Raw genomic sequence first — 14,047 nt, 5'->3', positions numbered from 1 at the left:
TTAATCAATAAGGTCAGTATTTAACGCGAGTAGCTTGGCCACCGGTTTGAAACTACGACGATGCTCAGGCAAGGGGCCTAATAATCGCAGCTTTTCCATATGCAGGGCCGTAGGATAGCCCTTATGCTTAGCAAAACCATAATCCGGATGACGCTGATCCAGCATCACCATTTCGCGATCACGATACACCTTGGCTAAAATAGAGGCCGCACTTATCGCCGGCTCTTTAAGATCCCCCTTAACAATCGCTTGCGCAGCACAAGGCAGATCGGTGGGACAACGATTACCATCAATCAAGGCAAGCTCGGGGTAAATACTCAATCCCTGAACCGCTCTCGTCATTGCCAACATGGTTGCCTGCAAAATATTCAGCTGATCAATCTCGTCGGGGGTTGCCCAAGCGATTGACCAAGCCAGTGCCCGCGATTGAATTAGCGGAAAGAGGGCTTCGCGTTTCTTTTCTGAGAGTTTTTTCGAATCTGTCAAACCATCAATAGGACGGCTGGGGTCTAGAATCACCGCAGCAGCGACGACGTTACCGATGAGCGGCCCACGCCCCACTTCATCAACCCCCGCCACCAACCGCTCGGGTTCAAAATCAAACGTCAACGTCGTCACTTAACTTCCCTCGGGATAATAATAATTGCTCAATAGCATCGACCGCTTTTTTATTCGCATCTTGACGTAACTGCTGATGAATCGCATAAAAGCGCTGTTTCAACTCACTCTGTGAGCCACTCTCAAGCAGCGCCTGCTCCATCGCGGGGCCCAGCACCTCTGGGCGCACATCGTTTTGCAGTATTTCAGGTACTAACGGCGCATCCGCCAATAGGTTCGGCAGCGAAATATATGGGCTTTTAACTAAACGTGACAGAATTTTATAGGTTAAAGACGCCATCCGATAAGCGACCACCATCGGCTTTTTCAGCAACATCGCCTCTAGAGTCGCAGTACCAGACGCGATCAAAACAGCATCTGCTGCGGTTAACACTTCACGCGAGCGTTTCAATGTCAACACGATCGGTAGATCGCTATAATGTCGATCGATGAGCTCCCGTAAGTGATCGTAGCGTTGCTGATTGGCCGCAGGCAGCACAAACACTAAATCAGCATTGCGCTTCAGCAACCAACGCGCCGTCTCTAGAAAGGGTTCTGCCAAGTATTTCAATTCACCGCCTCGACTACCCGGCATCAACGCGACAATTTGCTGACTAAAAGGCAACTTGAGTGCGGCCCTAGCAGCGCCTTTATCCGGTTCCAGAGGAATCATGTTGGCCAGCGGATGTCCCACAAAAGTGACCGCCATAGAGTGCTGCTGATAGAACTTCGCCTCGAAGGGGAAAAGCGTTAGCATTAAATCAGTCGTCTTGAGTATTTTAAACACGCGTTTACTGCGCCATGCCCAAACCGACGGACTAACGTAATGCACCGTTGGGATACCCGCGAGGCGTAACTTACCTTCAAGGTTAAGCGTAAAATCGGGGGAATCAATCCCGATAAAGACATCGGGTCGTTGCTGAGTAAAATGTGACACCAGTGCTTTACGAATACCCAGTAACTCGCTCAGGCGGCCCAAAACCTCGAACAGCCCCATGACCGACAAACGCTCCATCGAGTACAAGCTGTTACAACCCTCAGCCTGCATCAGCTCACCGCCAATCCCCTCAATCACACAGTCGGGATAACGTTGTTTAAGTTCGGCTAGCAAACCAGCCCCAAGAATATCGCCGGAGGCCTCTCCGGCGACGATACCAATACGCAGGGTACTCATACCCTAACGAATGATGCCTCGGGTTGAGGCCTTAAGAGAATCAGACAGCAACTTGAGTTCTGAGGTATCACGCACCAAGGGTTCCAGTTGCGAAATCGCTTCATCAAGTTTCAGACCCTGACGATAGATGATTTTATAGGCGCGCTTAACATTCTGAATCGCGGCGGCAGAAAAGCCTCGTCGTTTTAGACCTTCAGCATTAATACCATGCGGCTTAGCGCTATTACCATTCGACATCACAAATGCGGGAATATCCTTGAGCACTACGCTGCCGGCACCACACATACTGTGTGAACCGATCAAACAAAATTGATGTACGGCGGTAAAACCACCCAGAATAATATGATCACCCAAATGAACATGCCCCGCCAAGGCGCAGTTATTAGCCAAAATATTGTTATCTCCCACGATACAATCATGGGCAACATGAACATTTGCCATAAACAAGTTATAACTACCGATCAGCGTAATACTGTTATCTTGAACCGTACCACGGTGCACCGTACAACCCTCTCGAAAGACATTGTTGTCGCCGATTAGCAGCTCAGTGGGCTCACCGTTATACTTTTTATCCTGACAGTCTTCACCAATACTAGCGAACTGATATATATGGTTATCAGAGCCGATTTTGGTCGGCCCCTTGATCACCACATGGGAGTGAATTTTGGTCCCTGAACCGATCTCGACATGAGGACCGATAACCGTCCAGGGTCCCACTTCAACATCATCAGCCAGGCGGGAGGTCGGGTCAATAATGGCCGTGGAGTGGATCAAATCTACACCTTTCTATCTGCACAAAGAATCGTTGCGGAACTGGCAACTTCACCATCAACTGTAGCACGAACATCAAACTTCCAGATGCCACGCTTCTCTGAAATAATCTTCGCTTCTAGCTGCAATCGATCTCCCGGCACAACCGGGCGCTTAAAGCGTACTTTATCAGAACCAACAAAATAGTATATAGAACCATCTTCAGGTGTCTTATCCATGGTCTTGAAACCAAGAATACCCGCCGCTTGTGCCATCGCTTCAATAATCAAGACGCCAGGCATCACCGGATGATCGGGAAAGTGGCCGGTAAAGAAGTTTTCATTCACGGTAACATTTTTATAGGCGACGATTGACTCACCCGGTATCAACTCAACCACTCTGTCAACCAGAAGGAAGGGGTAACGGTGAGGTAAATATTTGCGGATCTCTTTTACATCCATCATCATTCAGGCTGACCTTCAGTATGCTGCTTTACAAATTGTTCTAAACTTTTAACCCGACGAGAGAGTTCATCGAGATGACGAAATCTCACCGCATTGCGCTTCCATTGCTGATGCGGTTCCATCACCGTACCGGAAGAGAAAGCCCCCGCTCGCAAGATAGACTTGCTAATCATGGTCATGCCCGTGACATGAGTGCCATCGGCTATCGTCAAATGTCCGGCGATAGCGCAAGCACCCGCGATAGTGCAGTTTTTACCTATCTGAGTGCTGCCGGCAATGGCGGTACACGCGGCAATCGCCGTATTATCACCAATCTTAACGTTGTGAGCGACCTGAATTTGATTATCCAGAATCACGCCATTACCCACCACCGTATCATCGAGTGCGCCGCGATCGATGGTGGTATTAGCGCCCACTTCGACACGATTACCCAATTGAACGCCGCCCAACTGATAAATCTTGAGCCATTCACCTTGCTTATTCGCGAAACCAAAACCATCCGCACCGATCACAGCGCCACTATGAATAACACAACCGCTTCCCATCGATACCTGATTATACAGCGTTACATTCGCCGCCAGATGAGTATTTTCACCGATCACACAGTCGTCACCGATAACCGTGTTAGCCCCGATGATGACACCGGCGGCGATCACGCTTTGATCACCAATCACCGCATGAGGACCAATAGTGACATTCTCGCCTAGCACGGCCGACTCACTGACGCACGCGAGCGGACTCACCATAGCGCGATCCGCTGCAGGCTGATCTCTAAACAAGGCTGTCGCCTGCGCATAAGCAATATAAGGATCCGCCACAACCAAGGCGATCGTTGCCACCTCGTCTCGATGCTCTGAACGTACTAACACCGCGCCAGCCTGTGATGCGGCCAACTGCTGCTGATAACGCCCACTGTGTAAAAAAGCTAACTCAACACTCGATGCCGATTGCAGCGTACCGATCCCTTCAATCAGATGATCCGAAGCAACGCTTTCTGCACCCAGTAACGTCGCCAGTTCAGAGACAGTGAAACGCGGCTTAGCCATAGTTTTATTACTTCTTATTCAACAGTTCAACGACCCGAGGAGTGATATCCAACTCAGGTTTAACATAGATGGTGGCTTGTTTATTGACCACCATATCGTAGCCTTCCGTCTCAATCAGGTCACGAATCACAGCATCCAGCTTAGGCCGCATATCTTTTAGAAATCCCTCTTCGCGTTGACGTTGTTTCTGCTGCAACTCTTGACCTAAACGTTGATACTCTCCATAGGCCTTCTGAAACTGTACTCGTTGCTGATCCTGAACTTCTTTGGACTGCGTGCCCATGCCCTTTTTAATAGTGTCCTGAATCTTTTTCACCTGAGCCTCTAAATCGATCAACTGCTTTTGCTCGCTACTGAATTCTGTTTTCAGTTTCTCACGAAAGGCATCGGCCGCTTTACTGCTCAATAACGCCTGCTGCACACTCAGGGCCGCCACTTTTTCGGCCATCGCATTCAAGCTCAGAGCCATACCCAGAATGATTACCAGTGATCGCAACATTTTTTTCTCCTTAGAACGTTTTGCCCAGAGCAAACTCAAAGAATTGCTCATCATCATCTTCATCAGCATTAAGCGCCTTCGCTAACGCAATAGAAATAGGGCCTATTGGTGTTAACCAACTAAAACCAAAACCTGTCGAATAACGTAAATCATCAAGCTTAATACCATTATCACAGTCGCTACCGCTAGAACACTCGGTCTGAAAGACATTCCCGGCATCAACAAACAACAACGTACGCATTGAATTCGAATCTTTGATAAAAGGCACTGGGAAAATCAGCTCAGCGCTCATATCCAGCGCCACGTTACCACCGAAGGCATCACCGTTGGAATCTACTGGCCCAAGCGTATTGGAATCAAATCCACGCACCGAGCTCAAACCACCACTATAGTAGTTTTTAAAGAATGGATAATCATTGTCACCAAGCTTACCGGCAAACGCGACGCGAGCACGTAAAGAACCGATCAAGCCCTCTTTATTTTCACTCAAAGGCACATAGATACGACCTTTATACTGCTCTTTGTGGTATGAAAGATCGCTACCGGGAATACCAATTTCAATCGATGCACTTTGTGAATAGCCACTGGTCGGGAATATCTTCCGGTTAAGATGGTTATCACTCCAACCCAAGGTCACATTGAAGATATTATATTGATCGCCCTCTATATCAATAAAGTCATACACTTCATCAGAGGTGGTACCGTCAATCGTTTTAATCTTCACCCCTTCGTAGTTCAAACCAAAGCTAAGCCGTTGAAAATCATTCATCGGGTAACCGAAGTTAACCCCCGCACCGAGCGTATCGGTGGAATAATTACTGATGTTATCCTCATCGTAATTGGTCTCACGTGAATAAATGTTATAACCACGACTCACACCATCAACGGTGTAGTAAGGTTCAACATAGCTAAATTTGTACTCGGTAATAGTGTCACTGTTAGTCACACCGAAACCGACACTGTTGCCCGAGCCTAAGAAGTTATCTTGCTCGACACTCAAGTTGAGAATCGCGCCACTGGTTTGTGAGAAACCGACACTGGCGGAGAAATTACCCGTATTATCTTCGATAACGTTGTATTCCAGATCAACCAGATCATCGGTACCCGGTACCGGGGCGGTTTCAACGTTCACATCTTTAAAATAACCAGTTTGCGCAATTTTCTGCTTAGAACGCTCAATCGCGGCAGATGATGCCAAACCACCCTCGACCTGAGTCATGGAACGTCGAGCGACCTTATCCGCTGTTTTAGTGTTTCCCTTAATCGCCACTCGACGCACGTAGGTTAACTTACCCGGCGCAATAAAGAATTGCAGGTTAACGGTATTATCCTCTTGAACCTGAGGAACAGGGTTAACATTGGCAAACAGATAACCTTTATCACCCAGCTTACGGATCAAGGCATCTTGAGACGCCGTCATTTCACGCCGAGAGAAAGTACTGCCTTCAACGACAGTGATCGCATCTAATAACGCTTGCTCATCCACCACCAGATCGCCAGCCACAGACACACCGGACACCGAGAACTGCTCTCCCTCCGTCACACTGATGGTGATAAATACGTGTTTCTTATCGGGCGATAATGACACCTGAGAGGAATCAATCGCAAAATTAATATACCCCCGATCGAGATAATAAGAACGCAGACGCTCCAAGTCTCCTGACAGTTTTTCACGAGTATATTTATCTGAGTCCCCAAAGAAATCCCAGAAGCCCGGTAGCTTCAAAGAGAAATCCTCTTTCAGCTCTGCATCACTGAAAACGGTATTACCAATAATATTGATATGCTGAATGGTGGCAACTTTGCCCTCTTTAATATCAATATTGAGTGCCACACGGTTTTCTGTCAACGGTTCGATCTCAGCCTGAACATCAGCACTGTAACGCCCCTGGCCTGCATACATTCGCACTAGATCTTGGCGAATTTTTTCGAGGGTGGCCCGTTTGAACACATCGCCTTCACGCAAGCCGTTCTGTTTCAAGCCGTCGAGCAACGCCTCATCATCCAACACCTTATTACCATCAAGGCGAATGAGACTGATCGCAGGACGCTCTTGAACATTGACAACGAGGACATTCCCCTCACGGGCAATCCTAATATCATCAAAATAACCGGTACGAAATACTCGCCGAGTCGCCTCGGAAATGTCACTTTGATCGACATTCTGGCCCGAATCGATATCGAGGTTTCGCAGTACTAGGCCAGGTTCTACTCGCTGCAACCCTTCGAGACGGACATCGTCTACCGTGAATGATTGCGCCGTAGCTACCGATGTATATAGGGCCAGGGAAAAAAGAAGTCCGAATCTGATCTTCATGAACTGGTTCTTATATTAAAATTGATAATTTAAAGTCGCATTAGATCATTAAAAATAGCGACGCCCATAAGCGAAAACAAAATTGCCATTCCAAGCCTTAAGCCGATCATCTGCACCTTTTCAGATACCGGCCGACCACGTAACAGCTCAACTGCATAATACAGCAGATGACCGCCATCCAACATGGGAATAGGCAGAAGGTTAAGAATACCGAGACTAATACTCAAATAAGCTAAGAATCCGGCAAAGGCCTCGACTCCCGAAGCGGCTGAAGCGCCCGCCACTTTAGCAATGGTTATCGGCCCACTCAAGTTTTTTACTGACAAGATGCCTTTGAGCATTTTCCAAATAGAATCAAGCGTTAGGCTCATCATCTGCCAGGTTTTTGACGCCGCATGAGTAACCGAGTCAAGCACGCCATAACGCACCTGCCGTAACATTTCTGGTGGCCACTCAACCGCGGCAACACCCGCACCGATATAACCAATAACGCCTTGTTGATCCTGCTTTTCATCCGGTGTGATTTTTAATGACAACAACTGACCATTGCGCTCAACGCCCAACTGCAATGTCTGTCCTGGATGCTGCCGCACAATGGTCACCAACTGCAGCCACTCGGAAACCGGCGCGGCATCAATCGAGGTCACCTTATCGCCCACCAACAAGCCGGCCTTACTCGCAGCCCCCTCTGACACTAACTGCCCAATCTCGGCGGGATAAACCGGCCGAAATGGTTTGACACCCAAGGCGGCTAAGGGGCTTTGCGTTTCAGGATCAAAATCCCAGCCACTCAAATCTAGGCGATATTCCCGCGGTGCACCCGTTAGCCCTTGCCGTACTGTCAGAGGAACCACCGCTGATTCCCCAAGATAGGTCACCAGCGCCATGTTCACATCATCCCATGACTGAGTCGCTCTCCCCGCCACGGAGACAATCTCCACACCCGCGGACAATCCTGCTTGTTCAGCAATACTCTGCGGTACAACACTACCAATCACCGGCACAACTTTTTCCACGCCCGAGACAAACATCGCCCAATACACAAGCACGGCAAAAATAAGATTCACGATCGGCCCTGCGGCCACAATAGCGATACGCTGTAACACAGGCTTGCGATTAAAGGCCTGATCCAGCAGTTCGGGTTCGACTCTCCCTTCCCGCTCATCCAGCATAGAGACATAACCGCCTAGCGGGATCATGGCAATAACATATTCGGTATCCCGTCGGTCACGCCAGCGCACCAGAGGCTTACCAAAACCGACCGAGAAGCGTAACACTTTGACGCCACAACGCCGAGCCACCCAAAAATGACCATATTCATGAATGGTTACCAAGATGCCTAGGGTAACAATCAGTGCAACGACGGTATTCAGTATATCCATTATTTCCCAGCGTTAACGAATCGATAAGAGGTGCATACAGAGCACAAAAACCGGTGCGGCAGAGGTAATACTATCAATTCTATCCAAAATCCCACCATGTCCAGGCAACAAACGACTACTATCTTTGATACCACGATGACGCTTTAACATACTCTCAAACAGATCACCCAACACCGACGCTAACCCAGCCAGCATTCCGATCAGCAACAAGTAGACTCCGGTAAGCAAATCTAGTTCAAGATAGACGATAAAACAGAGCGAGATAATCGCACAGGATGCCAATCCACCCCATAAACCGGCGCGCGTTTTACCCGGACTCACCTGCGGAGCCAGCTTTGCTCGCCCCCACGTTTTACCAGCAAAGTAAGCACCAATGTCCGCTCCCCAGACCAGCAGCAGCAACATCAACAACAAAACATCACCTTTTGGCTGCTGCTGCAAGTTCACCAACGCCATCCACGTTGATGTCAGCACCAACAGACCGATGAGTGCACGCTGCCATTTAGTTTGCCATCCCGTTAGCGCGGGATAACGCACAACCCAGACCGTAGCCATGAGCCAGAACAAGACCGTTAACCAAAGAAAATCCGCAAAAGCAGCATTCGGGGAGTAATAATTCAACGCTGCAATGGATGCCGCAATCAAAGACGTGTAAGCCAGTCGGGCGGTTGCCGGAATCAGCCCCGAAAGATTAGCCCATTCCCACGCACCTAATAACACAATACCGGCAACAAACAATTTAAACACATCAAAACTGGAGAGAAACAGCCCCACCAAAACCACCGGAGCTAACAGGACAGCCGTCCAAACTCTCTCTTTAAGCATTCTCAGCCTCTATCTGTTCACTGGTTTTACCAAAGCGGCGCTCACGAGTCGCATAACTTTGAATCGCTTCGCGCAGCGCATATTTATCGAAATCAGGCCATAATAGATCGCTAAAGTAATATTCACTGTAAGCCATCTGCCAGATCAGAAAGTTACTGATGCGCTGCTCACCCGCCGTGCGAATACAAAGATCTGGCGCAGGCTGATCATTTAAGCAAACCAGTGATCCGAGTAAGTCAGCATTCAGCTGATCAGGCGTCAATCGTCCGGCAACACATTCTTCAGCGAATCGTTGCGCGGCCTGAACAATATCCCAACGACCACCATAATTGGCCGCGATATTGATCTGCAGCCCAGTATTATCAGCCGTTAGCTGCTCAGCCTTATCAATTTTCTTTTGTAATGTCCGACTAAAACCACCTTTATCGCCAATAATTCGTAACCGAATATTATGCTTATGTAGCTTTTTAACTTCACCATCCAGCGCTAACGCAAACAGCTCCATCAACCCTTTGACCTCAAGGGGTGGTCGCTGCCAATTCTCACTACTGAAGGCAAACAACGTCAACACTTCTACGCCCAGCTCGGCACACCCACGCACCACACTACGAACGCTATCAACGCCCGCCCGATGGCCTGCGAGACTGCCCTTACCATGTTTTTTTGCCCATCGGTTATTACCATCCATAATGATGGCAATATGACGAGGAACAGATCTGCCCGAAGGCAAGCTGAGCTGTATTCTTTCTGACATATTAATTGCCGACAATCGACGTTGCCGGCTATTCCCTATCAAATTTCCATCAAGTCTGCTTCTTTATCTTGCAGCAACTGATCAACATCAGCGATAAACTTATCCGTCAGTTTTTGAATCTGATCTTCACCACGGCGCGCATCATCCTCGGTAATCTCTTTTTCTTTCAAAAGATCTTTAATATCGCCGTTAGCATCACGACGAATATTCCGAATAGATACCCGACCATTCTCCGCTTCGTGACGCGCTTGACGGATATACCCTTTACGAGTTTCTTCCGTCAGTGCAGGCATAGGTACGCGAATCACAGCACCGGCGGTAGACGGATTCAAGCCCAGATCAGACTTCATGATCGCCTTTTCAATATCTGGCACTAGATTAGATTCCCAAGGGGAGATAGATAGCGTACGACCATCTTCAACACTGATATTGGCCACTTGACTTAATGGCACAGCAGAACCGTAATAACTAATATGTACCGTTTCCAGAATACTAGGGTGGGCACGGCCAGTACGAATCTTTCTTAGATTTGTCGCCAAAGCTTCAAGGCTTTTACCCATCCGCTCTTGGGCATCCTGAGCGATCTCATTCAGCATATATATCTCCTACCGTCGCATCATTATCAATGACGGTTCCTTCGTCGCTACCAACGATCAGATTGGCAAGCGCACCTGGTTTGTTCATATTGAAAACCCTAACCGGCATATCATGGTCGCGGGCCAAGCAAATTGCAGTCAAATCCATCACACCCAACTGCTTATCCAGCGCTTCATCAAATGTCAGATGCATATAACGCTTGGCAGTAGGGTCTTTCATCGGATCTGCGGTATACACACCATCAACTTTGGTGGCTTTAATTACTACATCGGCATCGATCTCGATACCCCGCAAACACGCAGCTGAATCCGTAGTAAAAAACGGGTTACCGGTACCCGCAGAAAAAATAACAACATCACCTTGATTTAGGTAACGGACCGCATTACGGCGATCATAATCATCGACCACACCGCGCATCGGTATCGCCGACATCACGCGAGTCGCAATATTACAACGTTCCAGGGCATCGCGCATCGCCAATGCGTTCATGACGGTCGCCAGCATCCCCATATGGTCACCGGTTACCCGGTCAAGGCCCGCTGCGCTCAAGGCTGCACCACGGAAAAGGTTACCACCACCAATAACCATGCCTATTTGAACACCTATCCCCACCAACTGACCGATTTCGAGCGCCATACGGTTCAGTACTTTAGGGTCAATCCCGAAATTCCCTTCGCCCATCAGGGCTTCGCCACTTAACTTAAGAAGTATACGTTTGTATTTGGAATGCTTATTTGAGGCAGGCATCGGTATCGTCTCCACCCAATCTGAGTTCGCACCAGTGTAACAAGAAAAAAACAGATTGCGCACCCAGAACGGGCACGCAATCTTCGCAGGGTTAGTTTTTAACCCTTCAGTTGCTCTGCAACTTCAGCTGCGAAGTCTTTATGCTCGACTTCAATACCTTCACCCACTTCAACGCGAACGAAAGAGGCAACAGAAGCGCCAGCATCTTTAACCAACTGACCCACTTTAACATCTGGGTTTTTAACAAATGGCTGTTCAACCAGGCTATTTTCAGCCAAGAATTTGTTGATACGACCAACCACCATTTTTTCTGCGATTTCAGCAGGCTTACTGGCCATATCAGGCTGAGCCAGAATAATCTCTTTCTCTTTAGCTACAACATCAGCAGGCATATCATCTTTGCTAACCACTTGTGGGTTAACCGCAGTAACATGCATTGCTACGTCTTTTGCCAACTCAGCATCACCGCCCGTCAGAGCAACGATAGCCGCCAGCGTGCCAGTACCGTGCACGTATGCAGCAACCGTTTCGCCTTCAACCAGTAAAATGCGACGCACGCTAATATTTTCACCGATCTTTTGTACCAGCGCATCACGCACTTCAGTCAGCTCACCGGCCATCAGCGCTGCGACATCAGTTTGCTTATCAGCAAACGCTTTTTCCAGCACAGTGTTAGCAAACACTGTAAAGTTTGCATCACGCGCAGCAAAGTCGGTTTCAGAGTTAATCTCGACAGCAACAGCATAGCTATTATCATCAGCCACTTTAGCGACAACAATACCTTCAGCAGCAGTACGACCGGCTTTCTTAGCCGCCTTCATGCCTGATGCTTTACGCAGCTCTTCAATCGCCTTGTCTACATCGCCATCAGCAGCTGCCAGCGCTTTCTTACACTCCATCATGCCGAGACCGGTACGATCGCGCAGCTCTTTTACCTGCTTAGCGGAGAAGTTTGCCATTTGGTTTTACCCCATCAACAATCTATTAATTCAAATTCAAAAAAAGGGGAGCAACTCAGCTCCCCCTCCCGCGTGTTTGAACAGTCTATCCAAACCGCTTGACAGTCTGATTACTCAGCAGCAGCTTCGTCGTTGTTTTCAACTTCAACGAATTCGCTCTTCTCACCAGCTTCAACTTCAGAACCCTCAGAACATGCATCAGCAACGGCCTTAACATAGATCTGAATAGCGCGTAGCGCATCATCGTTACCAGGGATAACGTAATCAACACCATCTGGGTTGCTGTTAGTATCAACGATACCGATAACAGGGATACCCAGCTTGTTAGCTTCGTTGATAGCGATACGTTCATGATCAACGTCAACAACGAACAGCGCGTCCGGCAGGCCGCCCATATCCTTGATACCACCAATAGACAGTTCCAGTTTTTCCATCTCACGCTGACGCATCAACGCTTCTTTCTTAGTCAACTGAGCGAACGTACCATCTTGGCTCTGTGATTCCAGATCACGGTAACGGCGGATAGACTGACGAATTGTCTTGTAGTTCGTCAACATACCACCCAACCAACGGTGATTAACGTACGGCATATTTGCGCGAGACGCTTCTTCTTTGATGGTCTTGCTAGCAGCACGCTTAGTACCGACAAACAAGATCTTGTTCTTGTTGCCAGCCATACCTTTAACCACATCTAGCGCACCGTTGAGTGCTGGCAGAGTGTGTTCTAGGTTGATGATATGAATTTTGTTACGAGCACCGAAAATGTATTTACCCATTTTCGGATTCCAGTAACGGGTCTGGTGACCGAAGTGAACACCTGCTTTCAGCAGGTCACGCATTGTAACTTTTGCCATTATACTTTCCTAAAAGTTTAGGGTTAGACGTCCATGCACCCCAACTCCCAACCGCAAGCGGCACCCAAGGAGATGTGTCGGTAACATGTGTGGATTTATGAAACCCGTATCTTTCGATACCGATTTCGAGCGCGACTTTATACCATATTTAAAGCTCTTTTTGAAGCACGATTTACAATCTATTTGCCGCGGCCTTTTGTTCTTAGGCGCTAAATTCGCTACAATCACGGCACTGACAATCGTCTCCATGACTATATTCTACGCCCACAAAGGCTTACATATTTTAAGGGTTTATATGAGCATCACTATCAAAACGCCGGAAGAAATCGAAAAAATGCGCATCGCAGGCCGTCTGGCCGCGGAAGTACTCGAAATGATCGAACCCTTCGTCAAGCCGGGCGTCACCACCGAAGAGCTCAACAAGATCTGTCATGACTATATGGTGAATGAGCAGGACGTCATCCCCGCACCGCTCAACTATCATGGTTTTCCTAAATCAATCTGCACCTCGGTTAACTATGTTGTGTGTCACGGCATTCCAAATGACAAACCCCTCAAAAACGGCGATATTGTCAACCTTGATATCACCGTTATCAAAAATGGTTATCATGGCGATACCAGCAAAATGTTTTACGTTGGCAACGTTGCCCCACACGCTCAACGCCTCTGCGAAATCACTCTCGAATGCCTCTATAAAGGTATGGCGCTGGTCAAACCCGGTGCACACTTAGGTGATATTGGCCATGTAATCCAACAATATGCCGAAGCCAATCATTACTCTGTCGTCCGCGAGTATTGCGGTCATGGCATTGGCAAAGGCTTCCATGAAGACCCTCAGGTCGTCCACTACGGCAAGCCCGGCACCGGTGTCGAGCTGCAAGAAGGCATGTGCTTTACCATTGAACCCATGATCAATGCCGGCAAGCGACACGTCAAAACTTTAAAAAGAGACGGCTGGACAGTCGAAACCGTGGACAAACGTCTTTCGGCTCAATGGGAACACACGCTATTGGTAACCGCCGACGGTTTCGAAGCCCTCACTAAACGCAACGACGAAACCTTCTAACCTCATCACTGACGGA

The 14,047-nt window shown here is 48.3% G+C and carries 15 protein-coding genes; 1 reads left to right on the top strand and 14 read right to left on the bottom strand.

The window, feature by feature from the left end; genetic code table 11:
- The 14 genes from rnhB to rpsB form a co-directional block, all read right to left on the bottom strand.
- Positions 1-618, bottom strand: coding sequence for a ribonuclease HII (gene rnhB, locus Q4488_RS04380; RefSeq protein ID WP_303579248.1), 618 nt, complete (start codon positions 616-618; stop codon positions 1-3).
- Positions 599-1,771: a lipid-A-disaccharide synthase gene (lpxB, locus tag Q4488_RS04375; RefSeq protein WP_303579247.1), complete on the bottom strand. Its 1,173-nt coding sequence runs from the start codon at positions 1,769-1,771 to the stop codon at positions 599-601. The genes rnhB and lpxB overlap by 20 nt, the downstream gene beginning before the upstream one ends.
- 3 nt (positions 1,772-1,774) lie before the next feature.
- Positions 1,775-2,545 (bottom strand): acyl-ACP--UDP-N-acetylglucosamine O-acyltransferase, encoded by a 771-nt coding sequence (gene lpxA / locus Q4488_RS04370; protein WP_303579246.1) that lies wholly within the window; start codon positions 2,543-2,545, stop codon positions 1,775-1,777.
- 2 nt (positions 2,546-2,547) lie between these two features.
- The gene (gene fabZ, locus Q4488_RS04365; RefSeq protein ID WP_303579245.1) at positions 2,548-2,988 is read right to left on the bottom strand and encodes a 3-hydroxyacyl-ACP dehydratase FabZ; all 441 of its coding nucleotides are present in this window, start codon (positions 2,986-2,988) and stop codon (positions 2,548-2,550) included.
- Complete coding sequence (gene lpxD, locus Q4488_RS04360; RefSeq protein WP_303579244.1) at positions 2,985-4,031, bottom strand: UDP-3-O-(3-hydroxymyristoyl)glucosamine N-acyltransferase; 1,047 nt, start codon at positions 4,029-4,031, stop codon at positions 2,985-2,987. The genes fabZ and lpxD overlap by 4 nt, the downstream gene beginning before the upstream one ends.
- Positions 4,032-4,038: 7 nt before the next feature.
- A complete protein-coding gene (locus Q4488_RS04355) occupies positions 4,039-4,530 on the bottom strand; it encodes an OmpH family outer membrane protein (protein WP_303579243.1) in 492 nt (163 codons plus the stop codon).
- Positions 4,531-4,540: 10 nt separating this feature from the next.
- On the bottom strand, positions 4,541-6,847 hold the full coding sequence (gene bamA / locus Q4488_RS04350; protein ID WP_303579242.1) for an outer membrane protein assembly factor BamA: 2,307 nt from the start codon (positions 6,845-6,847) through the stop codon (positions 4,541-4,543).
- Positions 6,848-6,876: 29 nt separating this feature from the next.
- Positions 6,877-8,229 (bottom strand): sigma E protease regulator RseP, encoded by a 1,353-nt coding sequence (rseP, locus tag Q4488_RS04345; RefSeq protein WP_303579241.1) that lies wholly within the window; start codon positions 8,227-8,229, stop codon positions 6,877-6,879.
- 12 nt (positions 8,230-8,241) lie between these two features.
- On the bottom strand, positions 8,242-9,054 hold the full coding sequence (locus Q4488_RS04340; RefSeq protein ID WP_303579240.1) for a phosphatidate cytidylyltransferase: 813 nt from the start codon (positions 9,052-9,054) through the stop codon (positions 8,242-8,244).
- On the bottom strand, positions 9,047-9,808 hold the full coding sequence (uppS, locus tag Q4488_RS04335; protein WP_303579239.1) for a polyprenyl diphosphate synthase: 762 nt from the start codon (positions 9,806-9,808) through the stop codon (positions 9,047-9,049). The genes Q4488_RS04340 and uppS overlap by 8 nt, the downstream gene beginning before the upstream one ends.
- A 38-nt stretch (positions 9,809-9,846) precedes the next feature.
- Positions 9,847-10,404 carry a ribosome recycling factor gene (gene frr, locus Q4488_RS04330; RefSeq protein ID WP_303579238.1) on the bottom strand — a complete coding sequence of 186 codons (558 nt, stop codon included), beginning with the start codon at positions 10,402-10,404 and terminating at the stop codon, positions 9,847-9,849.
- Positions 10,394-11,152, bottom strand: a complete 759-nt coding sequence (gene pyrH, locus Q4488_RS04325) for a UMP kinase (RefSeq protein WP_303579237.1) — start codon at positions 11,150-11,152, stop codon at positions 10,394-10,396. Before pyrH ends, frr begins: the two co-directional genes overlap by 11 nt.
- A 98-nt stretch (positions 11,153-11,250) precedes the next feature.
- Positions 11,251-12,111 (bottom strand): translation elongation factor Ts, encoded by an 861-nt coding sequence (gene tsf / locus Q4488_RS04320; protein WP_303579236.1) that lies wholly within the window; start codon positions 12,109-12,111, stop codon positions 11,251-11,253.
- A 110-nt stretch (positions 12,112-12,221) separates the two neighbouring features.
- Positions 12,222-12,965, bottom strand: coding sequence for a 30S ribosomal protein S2 (gene rpsB / locus Q4488_RS04315; RefSeq protein ID WP_303579235.1), 744 nt, complete (start codon positions 12,963-12,965; stop codon positions 12,222-12,224).
- Between the two features lie 295 nt (positions 12,966-13,260).
- Between rpsB and map the strand changes: the two genes are divergently transcribed.
- Positions 13,261-14,031: a type I methionyl aminopeptidase gene (gene map / locus Q4488_RS04310; RefSeq protein ID WP_303579349.1), complete on the top strand. Its 771-nt coding sequence runs from the start codon at positions 13,261-13,263 to the stop codon at positions 14,029-14,031.
- Positions 14,032-14,047 lie beyond the last annotated feature (16 nt).

This window comes from Amphritea sp. 1_MG-2023 (genome assembly GCF_030547545.1).
GTDB lineage: Bacteria > Pseudomonadota > Gammaproteobacteria > Pseudomonadales > Balneatricaceae > Amphritea.
The sequence above is the reverse complement of the archived record's forward strand: the minus strand, read 5'-3'. Positions and strand labels throughout refer to the sequence as shown.